The following is a 14,859-nucleotide window of genomic DNA, read 5'->3' as shown; positions in this document are numbered from 1 at the left end:
TTTGTGTTTAGAGCTCCATGCGATAGCGGATGGGGCGCTCAAAGGGAGGTGTATTACCTTTAGAGGTAGCGGTATAAATCACATCATTCCACTTACCTAGCATGGTGCCACGCATGTCAATTGGAGCATCCTTTATAGCATCGGAGCTGTAGGTCTTGCGCTGTGTGAAGTGATAGTTTAGCACATCTTCGGCTTCTTGGCTCTCAGTATCAGCAACGAAGCTACCTGCAAGAGCCTCTTGCCACAACCCATTTTTGCTTTTTGTTATGAAGAAAATGCGGAAGTCGTCCGTGCCTACAAGCGCGCTTTTGGGCGATCCATCAGAGTTTTTCCCGTCTTCGGAAAGAGTTGTTATAAAGTAAGAAGAGTCTAGTTCTACCTCTGTTCCATCCTTCAGGATGGCAAAAGCGGAGCGATAATTGCTCTCCTCTTCGTCGCGACTTATCACATCTACAACCTCGCCTTTGGGGGCTGGGTGCCGGAGAGCCTCGAAGTCGTTGAACCAAATAGCACGCAAGAACGAAAGCACCTTTACCGTGCCATCTTTTTGGATGAAGTAGAGCATTGGGTTATCCCAGTGCTGACCTTTATTGATAAACACAATCTTAGAGCACTCATCTGTAAGCCCCGAGACTTCGTACTCGTCGTTGGCAGCGTAGAAAAAAGGTGCGAGGGGAATGTCTTGGATAGGATAGAACTCCCAGATCTTCTCTCGGAGGGATTTGGGGAAGCGCAGCCAAGCCTTGCCGTCTCTTAGGATGGCTTCAAAAGAAATTTCCTCCTCAATGAGCATAAGACCCAAGGGGCACTCTTGGACTTCCTCCTTGCCAGAAGTAGAGGATTGCTCTATATTGGCAGAGTCTTTTTGCTTATCTGAGTGGTTGCTACCGCAGGCGGGTAGGATAAAAAGTCCCAAAAGGGCTGTGATTACAATACTGTTTACGAATTTCATAGTTTCTGTTTTTATTTATATGTCTGTGTTGCGTCTACGTCGCACATTTCTGCAATTTTGGAAGAGGTTAGCTCAACAGGACTGCCCATCCCTTCCTTACGGGAGAGGGTGAAGTTGCCCGTTTCCTTGATATCAAATGCCTTTGCCTCTTGCCCATCTTCACGTTCGCGATGAAATAGATTGAAGGTGTAATTGCCTTTTTGTCCCTCATCAAGCCAATCGGGGCCCTCGAAAGTGCCTCGATAGACCTGTCCCCAAGTGCCTTCATAACGATCCATCAGGATTTGGATTTTGTAGTCCGAGGTGAGCACGATTACGAGAGGAGGATTGCCCACTTCGTTTAGTATGGGGTAGCGCAATTCGTGCTTTACCATAAAGGGGAGGATCTCAAACTCTTTGCCCGAAGCGTCTTTGGCAAAAACGGTTACGTAGGTATTGTCTACCACTTTAGACTCAAAGCTCTTTATATCCCGGAGCTCTTTGATCGGAGCACTGGCATTAAAATCTTTGTACAGCACCGCTTGGAAGATATTGAGCAGCTGTACTCGTCCGTCGCTTAGCAGCATACAGAGCATAGGGTTTGTGTCTTGACCGATGTCGCCAACAAAGATATTGATGCAGGAGCCTGCAAGGCGGGTTACTTCGAACAGGTCTTTGCCTTCGGGATTTGCCACGTCTTCGGGGAGGTATAGCGAGCTCCCGAGACTAAGCTCTTGGCGCAGTCCTAGGAGTAGGTGTAGGGAAACTCTCCCATCCTCTAGGAATACTTCGTAAGGAATATCGCCGTCTACACTAGGGTAGGAGAGCTTGATGGTGTCTGACTTTGTCGTCTCATTTGTGTCTTTTTCTTGCTGTGATGAGCCTTTTTTACCGCAAGAGAGGAGTGAGAATGAAACGAATAACAGGATAAATAGAAGTGTTTTCGTTTTCATGGATGTCGTTGTTTGGAGGAGGATAGTTGGCTAGATAAGGCAAAGTCCCTGCTCTTCTGTTCTGCAACTCTGCGAGCGGAGTGTGTGGTGAAAGGTGGGGGCTGAGGGACTTGAGCAGTCGTCTAAAAAGCCATGAAGAGAGGCGTTGAGCATTCGAAACGCTCCGCCCCTCTTCAAGTGCCTTTGGGTATTACTTCAGCGGTTTGATGTGCTGAAGATTTACGGGTTTGATCATATTTTCGGGACTCAAGATGGTGTCAAGGTCTTCCTTTGATAGGATGCCATGCTCAAGTACGAGGTCGTAAACGCCACGTCCTGTCTCCATAGCTTCCTTGGCAATCTTGGTCGAGTTCTTATACCCAATTACAGGGTTAAGAGCCGTTACAATGCCGATGCTGTTGCGGATGTAATCGCGACAAACATCTTCGTTGGCAGTGATGCCATCGACGCAAAGCGTGCGGAAGGTATCCATCCCGTTCATGAGGAGGTCGCAGCTTTCGAAGCAGCATTGTGCCATCACAGGCTCCATTGCGTTAAGCTCCATTTGGGCAGCGTCGCCGGCCATAGTCACGGTGAGATCGTTTCCGATCACCTTGTAGCAAACCTGGCTGAGCACTTCGGGGATCACGGGGTTAACCTTACCGGGCATGATCGAAGAGCCGGGCTGCATGGCGGGTACGTTGATTTCGTGTAGACCGCAGCGAGGACCCGAAGCAAGAAGACGGATGTCGTTGCCAATCTTGTTGAGTTTTACAGCGATACGTTTGAGGGCACTAGAGTAACCAATCATTACCGAGGTGTCGCTCGTTGCTCCTACAAGGTCTTCTGTCAATTTGATGTCCCAGCCTGTGATATCTGCCGTAGCCTTGATGCAAGCTTCTGCATAACCCGGTTCGGAGCAGATACCTGTACCGATAGCCGTTGCCCCCATATTGATAGTGAGGAATTGCTTAGCCGCAAAATCGAGGTATGCCAATTCTTCTTCTAGGATAGCGGCAAAACCGCCGAATGTTTGTCCTAGAGACATGGGCACGGCATCCTCAAGTTGGGTACGCCCCATCTTAAGGATATGGGCAAACTCTGCACTCTTTTTGCGCAGGGATGCGATCAGTTCTTCGAGGTGAGGACGCAGAGCAAGGTGCGTTGCATAGAGCCCAAGGTGGATAGCCGTTGGGTAAGCATCGTTGGTCGATTGGCTGCAATTGACATGATCGTTGGGCTGTAGATATTTGTATTCTCCGGCCTCGTGCCCCATGATTTGTAGGGCGCGGTTGCAGATCACCTCATTGGCATTCATATTGGTGGTAGTGCCGGCACCACCTTGGATCATATCCACAGGGAATTGATCGTGGTGCTTGCCTTCGAGGATTTCTTTGCAGGTGGCTACGATGGCGTTGTATTGCTCATCGGTGAGCAAGCCGTGGGCATGATTGGCAATAGCAGCCCCCCACTTTGTGTAGGCTAGCCCATTGATAAAAAGGGGATACTGATCTAGACGGAAACGACTGATCTGAAAGTTTTCGATGCCGCGCAGTGTCTGCACTCCGTAGAGCTTATCTGCGGGGATTTGGCGTTCGCCCAAAAGGTCGCTCTCTAGGCGGAATTTAGAGTCGGGATTCATGTTCGAGTACGCTTATTAATAGTATTGTATTTATAGAATTCTCTGTTTGTACGCCTTTTGTTTGAGGACAAAGATAGCCATTTTAGTTAGCTTTTGCCCCCTCCTGGTACATAAAGCAAGGCAAAACGGGAGGGGTGTGGGATCGGACGCTCCATCAGGGCGTTGTAAATACGCAGGCAGGCATAGGCATCGAGGGCGGCGTATAGTTGCTGTTTGAAGGAGAGGGTAGGGCTTTCCCAATTGGTCACTCTCTGAGATTTGCTAATGCGCTCCCCAAAGATGATGGCGTAGATATTCTGCAATCCGGCATCGCGTATGCCATAGGCAGGGCATAGGCTCTGCAGCTCGATAAACCCCTCAGGCTGCACCTCTGCACGGCGGCGCATTACCTTGTAGTCGTCGCGCAAACTTAGCCCAACTTTCAAGATATTGGGGTTGGCAAGAAAGGCTTTGAGGCGGGGTGTAAAGTCTGTTTTATTTACACGGATAAGGTAAGCATCCTCCAGCGTAGAGATCTGTATCAAAGCTACTTCTGCGGTTTCACCTCGGGTGAAACAGGGTTTAGACTCGGTGTCAAAGCCCACAACGGGCTGCCGTTCTAGCTGGTCGAAGATCGCTTCTGCCTCTTCTGCTGTCTCCACGAGGTGTATTTGCCCCGGGAAAAACGCGGTATGAGAGAGGGTGGCGATCTCCTCTTTTGTAATATGCTCCTGTAGGGATTCCATTTTCTTTTCGTTAAAAATCCTCTGTTGTAGGCTCTAGTGGGGTCTCTTCGTCAGGCTCAAGACTCTCGGTAAACTTTAGGTGATGCAGGGCACGTAGGGCAGCCAAGATGCGATCGCCCCAATAGGTGCCAAATTGCTCAGAAAGCTCGTAGAGAGCTAGAGGGATGAGGTCGAAGACTTCGTCGCGAAGAAGCCCAACAAAGTTGCCGATAGGTTGATAAATATCCGTAAGCGTCTCCGAGAGGCGTGCCGTAAGAGGGCGGTCGCTATACTGCATCTCGGGCGATAATGCCTCAAGGAAGAGGTCGCCTCGCCCAAATTGCTGCTCCAAACCTCGCTCTACGAGGGTGTACTCCGTCTCGCTTACGTACTCCGGGAGAAAATACTCCTCCTCTTTGTCGAAGAGAGCGGCATCGTCTCCGCCCGATTGCAGCAGGGGCAGGGTTTTGATGTAGAGGAGGGGGAGTATCCTCAGCAACTTATCGGTAAGTTCTGCCGGAGCCATCTGTGCGGCATCGTGCAAGAGGGTACAAAAGGGGACGGCTACTGTGGCAAATTCGAGTACCTCCGGCGTGAGTGCGGTTTGAGATTGTTTCATCACAAGTGGGGGAATGGGTTACTTGGCAAACCTGCCATGGGCGATAAGCCATTCGGCAATTTGCACGGCATTGAGAGCCGCCCCTTTGCGGATTTGGTCGGCAACGCACCAGAAAGTGATGCCCCCAGGGTGTGCAATATCTTGTCGGATACGCCCTACATACACGGGGTCTTGATCCGCGGCCAAAAGGGGCATCGGATAGCGGAGTTGTTTGGGATCGTCCACAACAACGATGCCCTCTTGTGCCTCAAAAGCACGACGCGCCTCTTCGGGAGTAATTGCGCGTTCGCCCTCTACCCATATCGCCTCGCTGTGCGCTCTCAGCACCGGAACTCGCACGCAGGTTGCACTCACGGCTATTGAACTATGGAGGATTTTTTGCGTCTCATGGTACATTTTGAGCTCCTCTTTGGTGTAGTCGTCATCGGCAAAAACATCAATATGGGGAATCACGTTGTACAGGAGTTGATGGGCAAACTTATTAACCTCAAGGGGTCTGTTCTCTGCCTCGTCTCGTACCTGCCGGCGTAGCTCTTCCATAGCTAGGTTGCCGGCTCCACTGGCTGCTTGGTAAGTCGCCACATGCACCTGCCGCAGAGGGGTTATCTTATTGAGGGCATGTAGAGCCACCACCATTTGTATCGTAGAACAATTGGGGTTGGCAATGATATTTCTGGGTGTGACGAGGGCGTCGGTCGGGTTCACCTCAGGCACGACGAGAGGTACATCCTCTGCCATCCGAAAGGCACTCGAATTGTCGATCATCAGTGCTCCGTGGCGCGTAATTACCTCGGCATACTTACGAGAGGTGTCTCCTCCTGCGGAGACAAAGGCTACATCCACATCGCGGAACGCATCGTTGTCTTGCAATTCTTCTACCTTGCATAGTTGCCCTGCCACCTTGTATTCTTTGCCTGCACTGCGAGAGGAGCCAAAAAGACGGATCTCTGTTGCCGGGAAGTTGCGCTGCTCAATAAGGCGCATAAACTCGCCGCCTACGGCTCCCGAGGCTCCTACAATTGCTATTTTTATACCCATATTTCTGTAGACTACTGACTAACTCGTTGATTCTATTCGCACTCACCCTTGCACGGAGAAGAGAGCCCTCGCCGTATGGTGTTGTCTCCCACAAAAGTAGTCACTTTGGGTGGATAAACATCGCCTTTCGCCTGCTTCTGTGGGGAGCTACGTCGTGTGGTGCCCCTTGACTTGCCCTTGTGGCGTGGTGCTGTCTAGAAGAGTTGCAACCCCCCTCTCAGCTAGGGGTAAATTTCCCTAAGGGAGAGAGGCTCGAATTTCTCTGGGTGAAAAATTTTCCGTTCCTGCCCAGAATTGCACTCCATTTCTACCTGAAAAATAAAAAAGTTCTGGGCAGAAGAGGAAGTACTTTCTGCCCAAGAAAAAGTAAGAATCTAGGCAGCCATTTTTTCTTCCTTCCCTTTCAGGTGAAAAAGAGTGTGTACTCGGGTTCCTTCTACCAATCCGCTGTGCAAAGCTCCTCTACGCCGTCAAGTGTGAGACCTGTGCCATCGTCCCCGGCTTTATGCCCAAGGAGGTAGCAACTTCTTCCGCTGGATTCGGGTAGACGTAATGCCCCCAATTGAGCGGATTCTTCGTAACATTTTATCCGAGAAGGGATTGTTGTCCGCCATTTTTGTAGGTTTTTGCTCTCAAGTAAAATCCCGTTTCCTCCTGCATACGTTGGGGAGGGGTTAGGCTAAGATTTGCCCGATAGCGGGATTTGTGCTACTTTTGCGTGGTCATAGATTATATAAGTGAAATAGAAATAGACAAGAGATACAAATGAACAGTACGTTTACCACAGAAGCTCCTCGCAGAGGCATCGTAACCGTCTCTATCGAAGCTGCCGACTACGAAAAGGCAGTGAAAGAACAACTCCGTAACATCCGTCAGCGTATGGATATGCCCGGTTTCCGTAAGGGCATGGTACCCCAAGGTATCGTAACAAAGAAGTACGGAGCTTCTGTAAAGATCGAAGAAATCAACAAAATGGTGGGCGACAAGCTCTTTGAAACCCTCCGAGAAAATAATGTGGAGTTCCTCGGTCAGCCCATGATTCAACCCAATGATCAAGATCTTGAGAAGGGGTCAGACTTTACTTTTTCTTTCCATCTTGCCCTTACTCCCGACTTCAATATACCTCTCTCTTCGGACGTGAAACTTCCCTATTACACCGTAAAAGTGGGAGAAAAAGATATCGATGAGGCAGACAACTACATGCGTAGAGCCTATGGTAGCATGCAACAAGCGGAGGTAATGGGAGAGGACGACTCTCTCTATGGTCTGCTCGTAGAGTTGGACGAAGAGGGGAATCCCAAAGAAAACGGTCTTCGTAAAGAAAATTGTCTCCTTCTGCCCAAGAGCTTCAAGGATGAGGCCGAAAAGGCAAAGTTCAAAGATGTGGCTCTCCACTCTGTAGTGCGTTTCAATCCCTACAAGGCAGATGGCGAGACGGATGCTATCACCAGCAATCTCTTGGGCATCAAACCCGAAGAAGTAGAAGATCACAAGGGAGACTTTAACTTCGAAGTAGAGAAGATTAATCACTTTGTAGAGGCTGAGCTCGGCGAAGAACTCTATAAGAAGGCCTTTGGCGAAGAGACAACAATCAAAGACGAAGCTGCCTACCGTGCTGAGTTGGCAAAGCGTCGTGAGATGGAGTATGCTTCCGGTTCTAACAACCTATTTGCCAATAAGTTGATTGAATACGTAAAGGCAAATATTGGCACTCCCGAGTTTGATAAGGAAACTTTCCGTCCCTTCGTTGCTAACATTCAGAAGAAGAATAACGAAGACCTTACAGAGGAGAGCTTCCAGTCCATCATAGACTATGTCTTCTTCACAACAGCTCTCCGCCAGATGGCAAAGGCACAAGGCGTAGAGGTTACAGATGAGATAATCCGTCAAGAAGCTCTTGGTGAGATTCGTCAGCAAATGGCGGCTTATGGTTATAGCGGTCTCCCCGATTCTATTTTTGAAACACTTGTAAAGTCTCACCTCGAAGACGAAAACAAGCGTGCCGAGACTGAGCTAAATGCAACAATCCGCCTTGTGGCTCTTGATGCTCAGAGCAAGGTAACTCTCGAAAAGAAAGAGGTTACTTCCGAAGAGTTTGAGAAGCTCTTCCATGGCACAAGTGAAGAATCTGCCGAAGAAGCATAAGGTAAACTAAGGAGAGAGACTGCTCTCCCCATCCATAGTTGCAGCACTCTTCTCCCCTTGGGCTGGGAGGGGTGCTGCTTCTTTTTTAGTAGCAGGAGAAATAGAAGAACCCTATGAATGTACGTATAGAAGAGGGCTGGAAAAAGGTGCTCGCCCCTGAGTTTGATAAGTTTTACTTTGAGGCTCTGACCGACTTTGTGCGCAAGCAATATCGGCAAGGTGCGGCCTATCCTCCCGCCGGACAGATCTTTAGAGCCTTTGATTGTTGCCCCTTCGATCGGGTGCGCGTTGTGATATTGGGGCAGGATCCCTACCATGAACCCGGGCAAGCCGAGGGACTGGCTTTTTCTGTCCCCGAGGGGATTACTCCGCCTCCTAGTCTACGCAACATTCTGCAAGAGATTGCAAGTGACTTGGGGCATCCCTCCATCATACAGGGAGGGCACCTAATGCCCTGGGTAGAGCAGGGGGTATTGCTTCTCAACGCCACGCTCACGGTGGAGGCACACAAGGCTGCTTCGCATCAAGGGCGGGGCTGGGAGACTTTTACCGATGCCGCTATAGAGGCTCTTGCCAAGCAGCGCGAGGGGCTTGTCTTCATGCTTTGGGGTAGCTCTGCACGGCGTAAGGCCGCCATGATACCCCAAGGGAAACACTTTGTACTAGAGGCTCCTCATCCCTCTCCGCTTTCGGCACATCGTGGCTTCTTAGGCTGTCGCCATTTTAGTAAAGCCAACGAATATCTCCGCCGTCGTGGGCAACAGCCCATTGAATGGTAGAGCAACGCCCTCTATCCCCATTGACTAGGAGATAAGGGCGTGTGGTAGCAATGAAAAAGCCTAGAAGGCTAAGATTGTAGTATCCGAGCTTAGCGCATCTTGAGTGTCGCCAGAGAGAAAGCGGCAAGTAGCAGGGCTATAATCCAAAATCGAACAACCAACTTATTCTCCTTCACGAGCTTTTTGGGTACATCAATAAGCACTCTTGTATCGACATTTTGCACCGCTTTTTGGAAGTGATGGTGCAGCGGAGCCATCCTAAAGATACGTACAGGCCCTCCTGCTCTTCGCTTTGTGTGCTTGTAGTACGCCGTCTGGATCATCACAGAAAGCCCCTCTACAACGAACAATCCGCATAGGATGGGCAAGAGGAGCTCTTTGCGTACTAAGATGGCAAAAACCGCAATGATTCCGCCCAACGTGAGGCTCCCCGTATCGCCCATAAAGACCTGTGCCGGATTGGCGTTGTACCAAAGGAACCCAATAGTGGCACCAACAAAGGCTGCCGCAAAGATCACCAGCTCTTCCGCCCCCGGTATATACATGATATTGAGGTAGCTAGCCATGTTGATATGGCTGGATACGTAAGCAAAAATAAGGAGTACAACCCCCACCGGTGCCGAGGAGCCTGCCGCCAGTCCATCCAGCCCATCCGTAAGATTAACGCAGTTGCTGATAAAGGTCACGATGAGGGTGGCAACTACGATAAATAGAATCCATCCGACAACCTCTTTGTGCTCAGCCTTGACGGGGAGGAGGTCCGCATAGTCGAAGTTATTGTTCTTGACAAAGGGGATGGTGGTCTTGGTGCTTTTGGTTTCTACGTTGGAATAGGTCACATTAGTGATCTTGCCTTCGTGTCGTACCTCCCGATTCTCGCGGATCGAAGTCTCGGGGCTAAGGTAGAGTACAAGCCCCAAAACGAGACCGAAGAGAGCCTGCCAAACTAGTTTGTACTTGCCCGATAGTCCTTTTTTGTTGTGCTTAAATACTTTGATATAGTCGTCAATAAAGCCAAGAAGCCCCATCATCACCGTGGTGATAAGCATCAAGATAATGTAGATATTGTCGAGGCGAGCAAATAGGAGGGCAGGTATAAGTATCGAGATAATTATGATAATTCCCCCCATGGTGGGTGTGTTTTTTTTGGATTGCTCCCCCTCCAACCCTAGCTCCCGGATCGTCTCTCCAATTTGTTTCTGACGCAATTTGTCGATAATCTTGCTCCCTACAAGTGTGGCAATAAGGAGCGAAAAAACGAAGGCGAGTACGGCTCGAAAGGAGACATAATGGAGTAGGCGCGCTCCTGAGAGTTGCCAATCTTGCATTAAATCTGCTAGGTAGTAAATCATATGAATAGAGGCTGTATTTAATTTGCTTGGAGGGGTGTGTTGCGGAGGGCTAGGCGGAGTTCCTCGCGGTCGTCGAAGTGATGGCGCACCCCATGGATCTCTTGATATGTTTCGTGCCCTTTGCCGGCAACGAGTATTACATCGCGTGGGGTGGCAAGACGGCAAGCGGTGGCAATGGCGCTGCGTCTATCCACATTGGTAAGGCATTGAGCCTGTTCTTCGGGGGTTAGTCCTGCCATCATTTCGTTGATGATGGCTTGAGGGTCTTCGTCTCTGGGGTTATCGCTTGTAAGGATCAGTAGGTCACTCCTGCGGAATGCCTCCTGAGCCATGATGGGGCGTTTCCCTCGGTCCCGATTCCCTCCAGCTCCTACTACGGTGATCACTCGCCTCCCCTGAGGTACTAAAGGACGGATGGTTTCTAAGACTTTGATAAGGGCATCGGGGGTGTGAGCGTAGTCTACAATACCGATTCTCCCCCCCTCGGAGATGACCTCAAATCGCCCTTCTGCCGTTTCAATCGTGCTGAGGGCTTGGAGCAAAACGTCTTGCTCGAGATCTGGCAATAGGAGCCGTGCTGCGGCATACACTAAGGTGATGTTGTAGGCATTAAACGCCCCTACAAGGGGAATCCATACGGAGCGGTTGTTGAGGAGTAGCTCTGTGCCTCGGAAGTCTCCCTCCACTACTTTGGCTTTGAAGTCGGCAAAACTCTTGAGTCCGTAGGTGTACTTCTTGGCGGAGGTGTTCTGCAACATTACAGAGCCGTTGCGGTCGTCCGCATTCACAAGAGCAAAAGCGTTGGGAGAGAGTTGGTCAAAAAACAGTTTCTTCGCACGTATATACTCCTGCATTGTGCCGTGATAATCGAGATGATCACGAGTGAGATTGGTGAACAATCCACCCACAAACTCCAGCGAACCTATGCGCCGCTGATGCGCCGCGTGGGACGAAACCTCCATAAAGACATGGCTACACCCGGCTTGTTGCATCCGGTAGAGCAACTGGGCTAGGGCTATCGGATCGGGGGTTGTGTGCGTAGCTGGGATAATTTCGTTCCCTATTCGATTTTCGACCGTGCCGATCAATCCCGATTTGTAGCCTAGTCGCTCAAAAAGACGATGGAGCATAGTGGCGGTGGAGGTCTTGCCATTGGTCCCCGTTACCCCCACTAAACGGAGATGTTTGCTCGGGTAGTGCCATAGGGCTTGAGCTAGGGCGGCAAGAGTTTCGTGTGCCGAAGAAACTGCAATATACGAGGCATCCGCTTGCTCGAATAGCGTCTTCTCTTCTTGCGAGAGCACGTGCTCCCCTACAATGTATTTGGCCCCTGCCGTTAGAGCTTTGGGCACAAATTGCCAGCCATCCAGCTCTGCGCCCGGGATGGCAACAAAGAGACTGCCTGAGGTTACCTTGCGAGAGTCGTTGGTAATATGCTCTACAGAGGGGGAAGTCCCTGCCTCAAAATCCTGTTGGGGCAGGTGCCAAGAAGCAACGGCTTCGAGCAGCATCTCACGGGATAGAGACGCCGGTTGTAAGGAGGTATTGAGGGGTTGATCAGATTTCATGAGGGAATAATTTAGCAAAGATCATCCTTTGGGCACAACAACCCAAGAGGACTTGTTCTAACGTTTTTGTGGGGTTTCTGCCTCTGGCTCCGGGGTTGCAGGCTTTGGCTGGGCAGCTGTGCGATACCCCAAGGTGAGCACGATGACATCGCCTTTTTGGAGGGGCATCCCATAAGCGCGAGACTGTGCAATTACGTGCCCTTGCCCCATAAGTCGCACTTTTGCTCCGCGGATTTGGAGTTGATATAGCGCCTCACTAACCGAGAATCCTACGAGGTTGGGCATAACGTTTTTGGGGACATCGGTATGAGCGCGTACCCTCCATTTCCCTTCGGAGATCTCTTCTACCGAAACCGGAGTCTCGTGTTGTATCTTCTTGTCTATCTCTAAGTCGGCTTTCTCTTGTGCCGCAAATTTGGAGATGGCACCTAGTCTGCCGGAGGTGATATGTACCCCCTTGAGTTTATCCTGCTTCGGTACCATTTCGGTTACGCTGCGGGCTGTCCCACGACTGGCTACCGCCTCGGCAATGGCACGAACTACCGCTCCGGGTTGCTGCCCTGCCGAGTAGACCGCTCCGGGAGGCAGCATGACAGTAGATATCACAGAGTAGCGAGGGTTGTCGCTGGGGAAGTATCCACAAAAAGAAACATAGTGCCCACAGTGCTCGTAGGTTCGTGTTTTAGGATTAAGGGTTTGGGCTGTACCTGTCTTGCCACTAATGGAGACAAGAGGAGAATTGACCGCCTTACCCGTCCCATCTACGACTACACCGCGGAGCATGTGGCGTAGTTGCTCGATAGTTCTGTCGCTACAAATGGAGTCGCGCAGCACTTTGGGTTGAGCAGAATAAATTACTCTTCCCGATTTATCCACGATACGATCGACCAAATAGGGGTTCAGCATTTTCCCTCCGTTGGCGATGGCGTTGTAGAATGATAGTATGTTGATGGGTGGGTGGCGCGATACATAGCCAAAGGAGAGCCATGCCAAGGTGGTTGCGTCCCACGTATCTACTGGTTTGATTCCACTCTTTTGTGCTCCGGGGATCTCTTGGCAGCAAAGTTCGTCGAAACCAAGGTCTAGGAAGGCTTTGCGGAAGTCGTTGGGCGAGTCGTGGAAGCCGCCTACAATCATTTTGGCGATACCCACATTCGAAGAGTACTTCATCACCTCTTCGTAACTAATGGTGCCATACCCTCCTCTATTGGCGTTGTGGTCGCGAACGAACCTTTTTCCATATTCCCAAACTCCGTTCCCAACGTCTACCATTTGCTCCGGAGTGACGATACCCCTGTCTAAGGCAATCATCATACTTACCGGCTTGATGGTACTCCCGGGCTCTACAAAGTCGATGCAAGCCGAGTTGTCGCGCTCTTTGTAGGTGGGGTCTTCGGCTAGTCGCTTGAGGTTGCTGATGGCAACAATTCGCCCCGTAGATGCCTCCATTAGGATGGCGGTGCCGTAGAGAGCATTGCTCGTCTCCAGTACCTCGCGGAGGGAGTTGGTGGCCACACGCTGCAGCTCCGGATCTATCGTAGTGTAGATGTCGCAGCCATGGATGGGGGCTGTGGTAATGATACGAGTGCCCTTGCGTGAGGCATAGGCTACCTGAGAGCGTCCGTCAGCTCCCGAGAGCACATCGTCGTAATAGGCTTCGAGCCCACTTTTTCCTATCCCGGTTTCTTTGTTTATTGAGCCTATTGTGGCATCGGCTAAGTGGTTGTAAGGGCAGGCGCGTACGTAACGATTTTGAGACTTGAAGCCTCGATAGTAGGGACTTCTCTTCTTATTCCCTTTCCTGTCGTAGCGGTACATTACAAGCGAATCGGTGAAAAACGCATTGTACTCGTAGTAGGTGATAAGGCGACCAATGGGGTCTACGATAGGGTGTGCCTTGCTATTTCTTGTCTTCTGTATCTTCTGGCTCCATTCGTTAACGAGCTGATTGTGCGATTTTTTTGCTTTTATATCGGGGAAGTGACGCAGCACAGCATCGGCAAGGGTGTCGAGTACTCTTCGCTCGCCGCATTGCTCATACAGATTCTTGAGCCCCTCAGCTTTTAAATCTAAATCAATCTTGTAGTAGGCAACGGTTACACGCAGAGGCTCTCCCGTGGAGGCATAGATATTGCCTCGTAGTGCGATCTCCTTTTTCTCGCGAGGCCCATCCAGGGTTTTGCTAACGGCGACCCACTTATCTCCCTCTACACAGCCCGTCTTTGTGGCACTGATAACGATCGCAAAGAGGGAAAACAAAGAAAAGACCACAAAGAGGGTATGCCAAATACGCATGATGGAGCGTTTGCGCTTCTCTTGAGCATGATGCTCCCGCCGTTCTTGCACAGAACGTGGCTCTCGTTTGGCCTTAGATGTGCTTTCTTTGCCGCTGGGGTGAGTCTGTTCCATAAACAATGGTAATCGAGATAAATTACTCCTCCCTTAGATCATTGGGGATTGGGACGTATATAATGTAGGGGGCAGAGTCTGCAGGCGCTAGCGTGATGCCCTGCTGTCGGAGTCTCTCCAGAAGATCTTCTTGAGTGAGGGCATGGGTAAGCTCCGATGAGATAAATTGCTGCCGCTTTGTGTAGTCGTCCATTTCGGTTTGGAGCCGTTCTTCCTCTTTGAGCTGACCGGCGAGGATGTAGTGCAGCGTGATATTAAAAATAAGACTAAACAATATAGTGACGAAGACCAAGCGATAGGGACCTGTCAATATGGATACAAATCGATCGCCTTTGAAACCCATGAGGGAGCGACCGAGGAGGCGTCCGATGTTGCTTGCTACGGAGCCTTGCGAAGATTTTTTCTTCTGTTGGGGTGTGGATGAGGGTTGGGATTGTGCCTCTTCTGGGGTTGAGGAGACTTTCTCTTGGGGCTTAGACGAAGACCTGTCTACACCGATGCTCTCTCGAGTAGACGGCGCGGAGAGTATCGGCTCCTCCTCTTGTGATCCCTTTCCTTCCGGAGCTACTTCTCCCCGAGAGAAAGACTGCTCAGGAGCCTCTTCTTCGTCCTCTTCTATAAAATAACTTTCGCGAAAATGAGTCGCTCTCTCGGGGGATGACTTAGTTTCTCCATAGGAAGTCTCATTAGAATCCCCCATGATTGGACTCTCATCTCTATTCGGATTGTCTCTATCCATC

12 protein-coding genes are annotated in these 14,859 nt (G+C 50.4%); 2 read left to right on the top strand and 10 right to left on the bottom strand.

Features of this window, described 5'->3' with window-relative positions:
* Positions 1 to 7 precede the first annotated feature (7 nt).
* The 6 genes from ACTTHR_RS07290 to ACTTHR_RS07265 form a co-directional block, all read right to left on the bottom strand.
* Entirely contained in the window at positions 8 to 952 is a 945-nt protein-coding gene (locus tag ACTTHR_RS07290) for a hypothetical protein (protein ID WP_304284947.1), read from the bottom strand.
* An 11-nt stretch (positions 953 to 963) separates the two neighbouring features.
* Positions 964 to 1,884, bottom strand: coding sequence for a hypothetical protein (locus ACTTHR_RS07285; RefSeq protein ID WP_442605695.1), 921 nt, complete (start codon positions 1,882 to 1,884; stop codon positions 964 to 966).
* Positions 1,885 to 2,074: 190 nt separating this feature from the next.
* Positions 2,075 to 3,505 (bottom strand): aspartate ammonia-lyase, encoded by a 1,431-nt coding sequence (locus ACTTHR_RS07280; RefSeq protein ID WP_004333506.1) that lies wholly within the window; start codon positions 3,503 to 3,505, stop codon positions 2,075 to 2,077.
* 86 nt (positions 3,506 to 3,591) lie between these two features.
* Positions 3,592 to 4,230 (bottom strand): 3'-5' exonuclease, encoded by a 639-nt coding sequence (locus ACTTHR_RS07275; protein WP_442605694.1) that lies wholly within the window; start codon positions 4,228 to 4,230, stop codon positions 3,592 to 3,594.
* Between the two features lie 10 nt (positions 4,231 to 4,240).
* Complete coding sequence (locus tag ACTTHR_RS07270) at positions 4,241 to 4,828, bottom strand: DUF5063 domain-containing protein (RefSeq protein WP_314812924.1); 588 nt, start codon at positions 4,826 to 4,828, stop codon at positions 4,241 to 4,243.
* Positions 4,829 to 4,846: 18 nt separating this feature from the next.
* A complete protein-coding gene (locus tag ACTTHR_RS07265; protein ID WP_442605706.1) occupies positions 4,847 to 5,860 on the bottom strand; it encodes an aspartate-semialdehyde dehydrogenase in 1,014 nt (337 codons plus the stop codon).
* Positions 5,861 to 6,631: 771 nt separating this feature from the next.
* Between ACTTHR_RS07265 and ACTTHR_RS07260 the strand changes: the two genes are divergently transcribed.
* A complete protein-coding gene (locus tag ACTTHR_RS07260) occupies positions 6,632 to 8,011 on the top strand; it encodes a trigger factor (protein WP_442605693.1) in 1,380 nt (459 codons plus the stop codon).
* 113 nt (positions 8,012 to 8,124) lie between these two features.
* Positions 8,125 to 8,790 carry a uracil-DNA glycosylase gene (gene ung / locus ACTTHR_RS07255; RefSeq protein WP_442605692.1) on the top strand — a complete coding sequence of 222 codons (666 nt, stop codon included), beginning with the start codon at positions 8,125 to 8,127 and terminating at the stop codon, positions 8,788 to 8,790.
* Between the two features lie 89 nt (positions 8,791 to 8,879).
* Here ung and mraY read toward each other — a convergent pair whose 3' ends face one another.
* From mraY to ACTTHR_RS07235, 4 genes are read right to left on the bottom strand one after another with little or no spacing between them, the layout of a single operon-like run.
* A complete protein-coding gene (gene mraY / locus ACTTHR_RS07250; protein ID WP_314941839.1) occupies positions 8,880 to 10,142 on the bottom strand; it encodes a phospho-N-acetylmuramoyl-pentapeptide-transferase in 1,263 nt (420 codons plus the stop codon).
* 17 nt (positions 10,143 to 10,159) lie between these two features.
* Complete coding sequence (locus ACTTHR_RS07245) at positions 10,160 to 11,710, bottom strand: UDP-N-acetylmuramoyl-L-alanyl-D-glutamate--2,6-diaminopimelate ligase (RefSeq protein ID WP_442605691.1); 1,551 nt, start codon at positions 11,708 to 11,710, stop codon at positions 10,160 to 10,162.
* A 57-nt stretch (positions 11,711 to 11,767) separates the two neighbouring features.
* Positions 11,768 to 14,119, bottom strand: a complete 2,352-nt coding sequence (locus ACTTHR_RS07240) for a penicillin-binding protein (protein WP_442605690.1) — start codon at positions 14,117 to 14,119, stop codon at positions 11,768 to 11,770.
* 22 nt (positions 14,120 to 14,141) lie between these two features.
* Entirely contained in the window at positions 14,142 to 14,819 is a 678-nt protein-coding gene (locus ACTTHR_RS07235; RefSeq protein ID WP_442605689.1) for a hypothetical protein, read from the bottom strand.
* Positions 14,820 to 14,859 lie beyond the last annotated feature (40 nt).

The organism is Porphyromonas endodontalis, from assembly GCF_052173515.1.
Classification (GTDB): Bacteria; Bacteroidota; Bacteroidia; order Bacteroidales; family Porphyromonadaceae; genus Porphyromonas; species Porphyromonas endodontalis_A.
The sequence above is the reverse complement of the archived record's forward strand: the minus strand, read 5'-3'. Positions and strand labels throughout refer to the sequence as shown.

Excerpts from the sequence above, each read along its gene's own strand:
- ACTTHR_RS07260 (WP_442605693.1), top strand. The coding sequence starts at position 6,632 with ATGAACAGTACGTTTACCACAGAAGCTCCTCGCAGAGGCATCGTAACC.
- ACTTHR_RS07235 (WP_442605689.1), bottom strand. The coding sequence starts at position 14,819 with ATGGGGGATTCTAATGAGACTTCCTATGGAGAAACTAAGTCATCCCCC.
- ACTTHR_RS07280 (WP_004333506.1), bottom strand. The coding sequence starts at position 3,505 with ATGAATCCCGACTCTAAATTCCGCCTAGAGAGCGACCTTTTGGGCGAA.
- ACTTHR_RS07285 (WP_442605695.1), bottom strand. The coding sequence starts at position 1,884 with ATGAAAACGAAAACACTTCTATTTATCCTGTTATTCGTTTCATTCTCA.
- ACTTHR_RS07275 (WP_442605694.1), bottom strand. The coding sequence starts at position 4,230 with ATGGAATCCCTACAGGAGCATATTACAAAAGAGGAGATCGCCACCCTC.
- ACTTHR_RS07290 (WP_304284947.1), bottom strand. The coding sequence starts at position 952 with ATGAAATTCGTAAACAGTATTGTAATCACAGCCCTTTTGGGACTTTTT.
- ACTTHR_RS07240 (WP_442605690.1), bottom strand. The coding sequence starts at position 14,119 with ATGGAACAGACTCACCCCAGCGGCAAAGAAAGCACATCTAAGGCCAAA.
- mraY (WP_314941839.1), bottom strand. The coding sequence starts at position 10,142 with ATGATTTACTACCTAGCAGATTTAATGCAAGATTGGCAACTCTCAGGA.
- ACTTHR_RS07270 (WP_314812924.1), bottom strand. The coding sequence starts at position 4,828 with ATGAAACAATCTCAAACCGCACTCACGCCGGAGGTACTCGAATTTGCC.
- ACTTHR_RS07245 (WP_442605691.1), bottom strand. The coding sequence starts at position 11,710 with ATGAAATCTGATCAACCCCTCAATACCTCCTTACAACCGGCGTCTCTA.
- ung (WP_442605692.1), top strand. The coding sequence starts at position 8,125 with ATGAATGTACGTATAGAAGAGGGCTGGAAAAAGGTGCTCGCCCCTGAG.